Source organism: Verrucosispora sp. SN26_14.1 (assembly GCF_004307965.1).
Lineage (GTDB): Bacteria > Actinomycetota > Actinomycetes > Mycobacteriales > Micromonosporaceae > Micromonospora.
Genome location: NZ_SISL01000345.1, coordinates 1 through 6313 on the forward strand (window position 1 = coordinate 1; position 6313 = coordinate 6313).

Below are 6313 nucleotides of genomic sequence, written 5' to 3' on the forward strand. Positions count from 1 at the left end.
ACGCAGCACGGTCCAGGCGCCCTGCCGGGTCAGCGGGCCGCCCCGGGCGTTCAGGAACACCCTCGGGGTGCCCCGGCCGGCGGTGACCAGTCCGGGCCGGGCGCGGACCAGGTAGGCGCCGAGCGCCCGCAGCGCGTGCCCGCCGACCGGCACCAGTCGGCTGCGACCGCCCTTGCCGTGCAGCAGCACCACCCCGTCGTCGAGGTCCACGTCGTCCACGGCCGCGCCGATGGCCTCGGAGATGCGGGCGCCGGTGCCGTACAGGAACTCCAGCAGCGCCCGGTCGCGCAGCGCCAGCGGCGCCTGCTCCCCCGCCGCGTCCACTGGGCCGGCGGTCTCCAGCAGCCGGACCACCGCGTCGACGGGCAGCGCGCGGGGCAGTCGGCGCGGTGGGGTGGGTGGGCGTACGTCACGGCTCGGGTCGGCGCCGACCAGGCCCTCACGCAGCGCGAAGCGGTGCAGACCACGCACGGCGCTGGCGGCGCGGGCGGCCGAGGAGACGGCCAGCGGCGGGCGGCCGTCGTCACCGGTGCGCAGTCGGGCCAGGTGCCGTTCGATCTCGCCGGCCGAGACCCCGGCGAGGTCGTCCACCCCGGCGGCGGCCAGCGAGTCGAGGTAGCGGTCCAGGTCGCGGCGGTACGAGGTGAGGGTGTTCACCGCCAGTCCACGTTCGACGGTGAGGTGGTCGAGGTAGCCGCGCAGCGCACGACGCAGGGCCGGCGCCGGTTCGGGGCCGGCCCGTTCGTCGGTCGCCGTGCTCAGCGCTTCCCCCTCAGCCCAGCGCCTCGGTGAGCGCGAGGGTGGGCAGGCCGTGCGCCTCGGCCACCGGGCCGTAGACGACCTGGCCGGCGTGGGTGTTCAGGCCCAGGGCCAGTGCCGGGTCGCGCCGCGACGCCTCCCGCCAGCCGTGGTTGGCCAGTTCGAGGGCGTACGGCAGGGTGACGTTGGTGAGCGCGTAGGTGCTGGTGTTCGGCACCGCGCCGGGCATGTTCGCCACGCAGTAGAAGATCGACTCGTGCACCCGGTAGACCGGTTCGTCGTGCGTGGTCGGCCGCGAGTCCTCGAAGCAGCCACCCTGGTCGATGGCGATGTCGACGAGCACGCTGCCGGGCTTCATCCGGGACACCAGCTCGTTGGAGATCAGCTTCGGTGCCTTGGCGCCGGGCACCAGCACCGCGCCGATGACCAGGTCCGCGTCGAGCACGGCCCGTTCGATCTCGTACGCGTTGGAGGCGACGGTCTGCAGGTGTCCCCGGTAGATGGCGTCGGCCTGCCGCAACCGGCCGACGTTCTTGTCCAGCAGCAGCACCTCGGACTGCAGGCCCAGCGCGATCGCGGCGGCGTTCATGCCGGAGACCCCGGCACCGATGACCACGGTCTTCGCCGCGTACACGCCCGAGACGCCACCGGGCAGCACGCCCCGGCCGCCTCCGGTACGCATCAGATGGAAGGCGCCGACCTGCGGGGCGAGTCGGCCGGCCACCTCGGACATCGGGGCGAGCAGCGGCAGGGAGCGGTCCGGCAGCTCGACCGTCTCGTACGCGATGCCAGTGACCCTGCGGTCGAGCAGCGCCTGGGTGCAGTCGCGCGAGGCGGCCAGGTGCAGGTAGGTGAAGAGGACCTGCCCCTCGCGCATCCGGTGGTACTCCTCGGCGACCGGCTCCTTGACCTTGAGCACCATGTCGGCGGCGTCCCACACCTCGTCGGCGGTGTCCAGGATCTTGGCGCCGGCCGCGGTGAACTCCTCGTCGGTGATGCTGGAGCCGACCCCGGCACCGGCCTCGACGAAGACCTGGTGACCGCCGCGGGTGAACTCGTTGACGCCCGCGGGCGTGATCGCCACCCGGTACTCGTGGTTCTTGACCTCGCGGGGGATGCCGACCTTCACGATGCAGACACCTCTCTCCGGGGACGGCTCCCCCGACTGGGCGGTGCCGCGGCGGCCCCTTTGCCGCGACGGTCGACCGGTCCCGTGGGCGGCAGTTTAGGCGTACCGGCGCGTCGCGGGAGCGTGCACCATGACATCCGGTGGCCGCGAACCCTGACGATGTGTCAGGTGTACGGGCAGCCCACCGGCCGGGTCCACCTCAGCCGACAGGACAGTATTGGTCGACATCGTCCCACGTGGTGCCTACCGGTGCGGACAGCGTCGGTGTGGATCACTATCGTGTCGCCTCATGACTATTCCCCCCTATCAGCCCGGGTACCCCCAGGGCGTTTCCGACAAGAGCAAGGTCATCGCCGGTGTCCTGCAGATCCTGCTGGGCGGCTTCGGCGTCGGCCGGTTCTACATGGGTGACACCAAGACCGGCGTCATCCAGCTCGTCGTCACGCTGGTGACCTGCGGTATCGGCAGCCTCTGGGGTCTGATCGACGGCATCCTGATCCTGGTCAACGGTGGCGTCGACGGACAGGGTCGCCCGCTGCGCGACTGATCCGGCATGCGAACAGGGGCCGCGCGGTGATCCGCGCGGCCCCTGTCGTCGTCCTCCCGCTCAGCCCGGCAGCGGGGTGTCCGCCCGGCGCAGCACCGACCAACCGGCGTCGCGGGCGCGGGCGGCGGCCAGCAGCCCGGCCACGCACGGGCCGTTGGTGACCTCACCGGCCAGCACCATGCCGACCGCCTCGTCCAGGTCGATCCGGACGATCTGCAGGTCGGCCTCCTCGTCGTGCCGGTCGTGCCGCTGCTCCGCCGGCACCTCGCCGAGGTCCCGGGCCAGGAAGACCCGGACCAGCTCGTCGGTGAACCCGGGTGAGCTGTGCACGTCGACCAGCACGTCGAGCCGACCGGCGGTCAGGTCGACCTCCTCGGCCAGCTCCCGCGCCGCGGTCACCGCCGGGTCCTCGCCGGTGACGTCGGTCAGCCCGGCCGGCAGCTCCCAGAGGCGCCGGCCGACCGGCTGGCGGTACTGCCGGATCAGCACCACCTGGCCGGCGTCGTCCAACGCCACCACGGCCACCGCACCGACGTGCCGGACCAGGTCACGCGGGGCCGTCCCGCCGCCGGGCATGCTCACCTGCTCGGTGACCACGTCGAAGATCCGACCGCGGTACTGCACCTCGCGGGAGAGCACCTCGTAGCGGTGCTCGACCGCCCTGCCGGCGTCGCTCACGACGCCGAGGGGACGGTCGTGGCGGTGCCGTTGCGCGCGGCCCGCTCGGCACCGTCCAGGTCGACCGGAAGCTGGTCGGCCTGCGAGTACGCCACCGCCGCCTGGACGAACGCGGCGAACAGCGGGTGCGGTCGGGTGGGGCGGCTCTTCAGCTCCGGGTGGGCCTGGGTGGCCACGAAGAACGGGTGCAGCTCGCGGTCCAGCTCGACGAACTCGACCAGCCGCCCGTCCGGCGAGGTACCCGAGATCCGCAGCCCGGCCTTGGCGAGCTGGTCGCGGTAGGCGTTGTTCACCTCGTACCGGTGCCGGTGCCGTTCGCTGGCCTCGGTGCTGCCGTACGCCTCGGCGACGATCGACCCCTCGGCGAGCGCCGCCGGGTATGCGCCGAGCCGCATGGTGCCGCCCAGGTCGCCCTTGCCGGCCACGATGTCCTCCTGGTCGGCCATGGTGGCGATGACCGGGTGCACGGCCTCGGCGTCGAACTCCACGGAGTTGGCGCCGTCCAGCCCGGCCAGGTGCCGGGCCACCTCGATGGTCATGCACTGCAGGCCGAGGCAGAGCCCGAGCAGCGGGATGCCGTTCTCCCGCGCGTACCGGGCGGTGCCGATCTTGCCCTCGATGCCCCGCACGCCGAACCCGCCGGGGATGACGATGCCGTCGACACCGGCCAGGGCCGCCGCCGCGCCCGCCGGGGTGACGCAGTCGTCGCTGGGCACCCAACGCACCTGCACCCGGGCCCGGTTGCCGAAGCCGGCCGCCCGGATCGCCTCGCTGACCGACAGGTACGCGTCCGGCAGGTCGACGTACTTGCCGACCAGCGCCACGGTGACCGTGCGCCGGGGCTGGTGCACCCGCTCCAGCAGGTCGTCCCAGCCCTCCCAGTCCACGTCCCGGAAGGAGAGCCCGAGGCGGCGCACCACGTACGCGTCGAGCCCCTCCCGGTGCAGGACCTTCGGGATGTCGTAGATGCTGGGCGCGTCCGGGGCGGCGATGACCGCCTCGGCGTCGACGTCGCAGTAGAGCGACAGCTTGTGCTTGAGCTTGTCCGGGATCTCCCGGTCCGAGCGGCAGACGATGGCGTCGGGCTGGATACCGATGTTGCGCAGCTGCGCCACCGAGTGCTGGGTCGGCTTGGTCTTCAGCTCCCCCGAGGGCGCCAGGTACGGCACCAGCGAGACGTGCAGATAGAAGCAGTTGTCCCGGCCCAGGTCGTGACGGACCTGCCGGATCGCCTCCAGGAACGGCAGCGACTCGATGTCGCCGACCGTGCCGCCCACCTCGGTGATCACCACGTCCGGCGTACGGCCGTCGTCGTCCGGATCGGCCATCGCCAGGATCCGCGACTTGATCTCGTTGGTGATGTGCGGGATCACCTGGACGGTGTCGCCCAGGTACTCCCCGCGCCGTTCCTTGGCGATCACCTCCGAGTAGATCTGGCCGGTGGTGACGTTCGCCTTGCCGGACAGCGCCCGGTCCAGGAAACGCTCGTAGTGACCGACGTCCAGGTCGGTCTCGGCGCCGTCCTCGGTCACGAACACCTCGCCGTGCTGGAACGGGTTCATGGTGCCGGGGTCCACGTTGAGGTACGGGTCGAGCTTCTGCATCACCACACGAAGTCCCCGCGCGGTGAGCAGATTGCCGAGGCTGGAGGCGGTGAGCCCCTTACCCAGCGAGGAGGCGACTCCCCCGGTGACGAAAATGTGCCTGGTCGTCCGTGCTGAAGGGGCCAAGGCCTGCTCCCGTGTCGTCCGTCGCGGTCGTGCAGACCGCCGAGCCAATCAGCGAAGTGATCACGCGATCCACGGGATTCCACGGTAACACCTCGCCTAAGGCACTCCCGGGCCGCACCCGAGGTACCGCTCCCGGGGTCACCCGGTCGCGACCTCGGCCGACGACCGTACCGCCCGGCCACGCCCGCGTTCACCCTCGGTACCGGCCCCGGCGGCGTCCTCGACCGGCGCACCGGCGCACGCCGTGTCCTCGGCACCCGGGGTGGCCGCGTCGCCCGCCCGGGTGTCGGACCGGATGGTGTCCGACGGCCGGTCGGTGCCGGGCCGGGTGCGGTCCGCCGAGTGGTCGAGCACCCGCAACGCCGACAGCGCCGCCATCGGCACCACCACGGCCGCCGCCGCTCCCGCCACGTCCAGCGCCGCCGCGCTCAGCACCCCGCCGATGCCGACGGCCACACCGGTGCCCGCCATCGCCGCCCGGATTGCCGGATAGATGCCGAACAGCCGCATCAGCCCGCCCCACGGCTGGAGCAGGGCGAACCACACCAGCAACGCACCGGCCAACGCCAGCACGGTCAACGGGCTGTTCATCAGGGTGTCGATGTTCGAGGCGCTGGACCGTTGCACGGTCAACCCACCGGTGCCGTCGCCCAGTGCCGCGAGGAACCGGCCCAGGCTGCCGCGATCGGCCGGTGGGCGGCCGAGGTCCACGACCGCGAACCCGACCATCACCGCCAGTCCGGCCATGGTCGCCCACGCCAACCGGGTCAACGTCAGCCACCCGCCCGCGCTGATCGCCGCCGCGACGCTCACCCCGGCGGTCACCGCGATCGCGCCGATCGAGTCGGCACCCAGGTACGCACTGCCGACCACCACCACGGCGGCACCGCCCACCAGCACCATCACCATCGGTCGCCACGTCCGGTGCACCTGCTGGGCGAGCCAGCCGCCGGTCAGCAGCGCGCCGGCCACGAAGACGCCGAGCCCCACGGTGCCGAGCCCGGCATACCGGCCGCCCTCCAACGCGGAGTACCCGATCACACCGTTGAGCTGGAGACGGGCCCCGGTGACCACGTCCAGGCCGACGGCCAACGTGGTGAGACCGGCCACCGCGCCGAGCGGTCCCAACGTGGTGCCGTATCCCGGCGTCAACCGCACCAGCAACGTCGCGGCGGCCAGCAGCACCATGGTCAGCCCGGCGAAGGAAGCGGCCGGGTGGACGTTGCGCCACCACGGCACGGCCTCGGCGAGCAGGGCCGCCGGGATGGCCAGCGCCGCCGCCACCAGCAGCAGCTCCACCACCGCCACCACCCGCCGGGACACCGGCTTCGGCCCGTACGGTCCGGCGTGCCGGCGGGCGCGGCGCAGCAGCGGCAACACCGCCAGGGCCAGCGCTACCTGCACGGCGGCCAGCACCGTGAAGAATCCGCCCGCCACCTGCCGCTGCGCGGCGGCCTCCCGGTCCGCGTC

5 protein-coding genes and 1 pseudogene are annotated in these 6313 nt (G+C 72.7%); 1 reads left to right on the plus strand and 5 read right to left on the minus strand.

Annotation, left to right across the window (positions count from 1 at the left end):
* Both EYA84_RS23920 and ald read right to left on the minus strand, forming a co-directional pair.
* The coding region (locus EYA84_RS23920) for a tyrosine-type recombinase/integrase (RefSeq protein WP_131055553.1) at positions 1-762 on the minus strand (762 nt) is incomplete at its 3' end.
* Between the two features lie 10 nt (positions 763-772).
* The gene (gene ald / locus EYA84_RS23925) at positions 773-1888 is read right to left on the minus strand and encodes an alanine dehydrogenase (RefSeq protein ID WP_131055545.1); all 1116 of its coding nucleotides are present in this window, start codon (positions 1886-1888) and stop codon (positions 773-775) included.
* Between the two features lie 217 nt (positions 1889-2105).
* On the opposite strand from ald, the gene EYA84_RS23930 reads away from it, so the two are divergent.
* Positions 2106-2435: a TM2 domain-containing protein gene (locus EYA84_RS23930; RefSeq protein WP_343232782.1), complete on the plus strand. Its 330-nt coding sequence runs from the start codon at positions 2106-2108 to the stop codon at positions 2433-2435.
* Positions 2436-2495: 60 nt separating this feature from the next.
* Here the strand turns inward: EYA84_RS23930 and EYA84_RS23935 are convergent, their stop codons facing one another.
* The 3 genes and pseudogenes from EYA84_RS23935 to EYA84_RS23945 form a co-directional block, all read right to left on the minus strand.
* A complete protein-coding gene (locus tag EYA84_RS23935; protein ID WP_131055549.1) occupies positions 2496-3113 on the minus strand; it encodes an NUDIX hydrolase in 618 nt (205 codons plus the stop codon).
* The gene (locus EYA84_RS23940) at positions 3110-4843 is read right to left on the minus strand and encodes a CTP synthase (RefSeq protein ID WP_131055551.1); all 1734 of its coding nucleotides are present in this window, start codon (positions 4841-4843) and stop codon (positions 3110-3112) included. The genes EYA84_RS23935 and EYA84_RS23940 overlap by 4 nt, the downstream gene beginning before the upstream one ends.
* A gap of 138 nt (positions 4844-4981) precedes the next feature.
* Positions 4982-6313: pseudogene (locus EYA84_RS23945) on the minus strand (hypothetical protein); the annotation flags it as partial.